The 1,994-nt window shown below is 66.8% G+C and carries 1 protein-coding gene; it reads right to left on the bottom strand.

The genetic code is table 11. The features are described from left to right. Positions 1–1,994 (bottom strand): ATP-dependent Clp protease ATP-binding subunit (locus ACY45C_RS14480; protein WP_462188131.1); only part of this gene is annotated, 1,994 nt, incomplete at both ends.

Raw genomic sequence — 1,994 nt, 5'->3', positions numbered from 1 at the left:
GACTTGGCCAGATCGACCGGCGGGGCATCGGGCACCTGGTTCGGCTTCACCTCGCCACGGAAGACGAACTTCGCCTCGTCACCATCGCCTTCGACGTCCCCGACGACGATCTCGCCCGGCTTGAGCGTGCCGTACAGGATCTTCTCGGACAGCACGTCCTCGATCTCCCGTTGGATCGTCCGGCGCAGTGGCCGGGCGCCCAGCACCGGGTCGTACCCCTTCTTCGCCAGCAGGGCCTTGGCGGCCGACGTCAGCTCGAGAGCCATGTCCTTGTTCTTGAGCTGGGCGTCCACCCGGGCCAGCATCAGATCGACGATCTGGATGATCTCGGCCTCGGACAGCTGGTGGAAGACGATGATGTCGTCGATCCGGTTGAGGAACTCGGGCCGGAAGTGCTGCTTGAGCTCGTCCTGAACCTTCGCCTTCATCCGCTCGTAGTCGACGGCGCCCTGACCGGTGGCGAACCCGATGCCGGGGCCCTTGGAGATGTCCCGGGTGCCCAGGTTCGACGTCATGATCAGAACGGTGTTCTTGAAGTCGACCAGCCGGCCCTGGGAGTCGGTCAGCCGACCGTCCTCCAGGATCTGCAGGAGGGTGTTGAAGACGTCGGGGTGCGCCTTCTCGACCTCGTCGAACAGGACCACCGAGAACGGCTTGCGCCGCACCCGCTCGGTGAGTTGGCCGCCCTCCTCGTAGCCGACGTAGCCGGGCGGGGAACCCACCAGCCGCGAGACGGTGTGCTTCTCCATGTACTCGGACATGTCGAGCTGGATGAGCGCGTCCTCGTCACCGAAGAGGAACTCGGCGAGCGTCTTGGACAGCTCCGTCTTACCGACACCGGACGGGCCGGCGAAGATGAACGAACCGCCGGGGCGCTTGGGGTCCTTCAGCCCGGCACGGGTGCGCCGGATCGCCTGGGAGACAGCCTTGATGGCCTGCTGCTGGCCGATGACGCGCTTGTGTAGCTCGTCCTCCATGCGCAGCAGGCGCGCGGTCTCCTCCTCGGTGAGCTTGAAGACCGGGATGCCCGTCCAGATGGCGAGCACCTCGGCGATCTCCTCGTCGCCCACCTCGGCGACGACGTCCATGTCGCCGGCCTTCCACTCCTTCTCCCGCTTCGCCTTCTCGGAGAGGAGGGTCTTCTCCTTGTCCCGCAGGGACGCGGCCTTCTCGAAGTCCTGCGCGTCGATTGCGGACTCCTTGTCCCGGCGGACGGTGGCGATGCGCTCGTCGAACTCGCGCAGGTCCGGCGGAGCGGTCATCCGACGGATGCGCATCCGCGAACCCGCCTCGTCGATCAGGTCGATCGCCTTGTCGGGCAGGAACCGGTCGGAGATGTAACGGTCGGCCAGGGAGGCGGCCGCCACCAGCGCGGCATCGGTGATCGATACCCGGTGATGCGCCTCGTACCGGTCCCGCAGCCCCTTGAGGATCTCGATCGTGTGCGCCACTGACGGCTCTGCGACCTGGATCGGTTGGAACCGCCGCTCGAGAGCGGCGTCCTTCTCCAAGTGCTTGCGGTACTCGTCGAGCGTAGTCGCGCCGATGGTCTGCAGCTCACCGCGGGCGAGCATGGGCTTGAGGATCGACGCCGCGTCGATGGCACCCTCGGCCGCGCCCGCGCCGACCAGTGTGTGCAGCTCGTCGATGAACAGGATGATGTCGCCGCGGGTCCGGATCTCCTTGAGGACCTTCTTCAGCCGCTCCTCGAAGTCACCGCGGTAGCGGGAACCGGCGACCAGAGCGCCGAGGTCGAGGGTGTAGAGCTGCTTGTCCTTCAGGGTCTCGGGCACCTCGCCCTTGATGATCGCCTGCGCCAGTCCCTCGACCACGGCGGTCTTGCCGACGCCGGGTTCACCGATCAGGACCGGGTTGTTCTTGGTCCGGCGCGACAGCACCTGCATGACGCGCTCGATCTCCTTCTCGCGCCCGATGACCGGGTCGAGCTTGGACTCGCGCGCCGCCGCGGTGAGGTTGCGGCCGAACTGGTCCAG

It is taken from the genome of Frankia sp. CcWB2 (genome assembly GCF_977927585.1).
Note: the sequence above shows the minus strand (reverse complement) of the source record. Positions and strands in the feature narration are given on the sequence as shown.